At 75.1% G+C, this 503-nt stretch carries 1 protein-coding gene; it reads left to right on the forward strand.

Annotated elements, in window-relative coordinates; all coding sequences use genetic code 11:
• Positions 1-376 (forward strand): DsbA family protein (locus B8460_RS20600; RefSeq protein WP_048863497.1); only part of this gene is annotated, 376 nt, incomplete at its 5' end.
• Positions 377-503: the final 127 nt, after the last annotated feature.

A 503-nucleotide genomic window follows, 5' to 3' on the forward strand; every position in this document is an offset into this window, starting at 1 on the left:
GGCGAGCCGCGCCGTGGTCGTCCTGCGCCGGCGCGGCATGGCGGCGGGCCTCGCGGCGCTGCGCCGCCTGCACGCCGCCTTCTATGCCGAGGGGCAGGACGTGACCGACCCCGCCACGCTGGCCGCCCTCGCCGCCGAACTCGGCATGGACGCCGCCGCCTTCGCCGCCGAACACGCCGCCGAGGACGCGGCGCGCGAGACCCAGGCGGACTTCGCGATCGCCCAGGCGGCCGGGATACGCGGCTTCCCCACCCTGCTCGCCGGGATCGGGGATGAGGGAAGCTACGCCCTCGTCACCCACGGCTTCCAACCCGCCGCCCGCATCGTCCCCGCCCTCGACCACTGGCTCGCCACCCCGCGCGCCCCCGCCGCGTGACGCCGGCCCCGACGTGCCGCCTTGCATTCCCAAACGCTTCGCCGTAAACGCTCCCGGCGCTCGGGCGGGCGTAGCTCAGGGGTAGAGCACAACCTTGCCAAGGTTGGGGTCGAGGGTTCGAATCCCT

Origin of the sequence: Acidisphaera rubrifaciens HS-AP3, from assembly GCF_000964365.1 — a bacterium.
GTDB classification, from domain to species: Bacteria; Pseudomonadota; Alphaproteobacteria; order Acetobacterales; family Acetobacteraceae; genus Acidisphaera; species Acidisphaera rubrifaciens.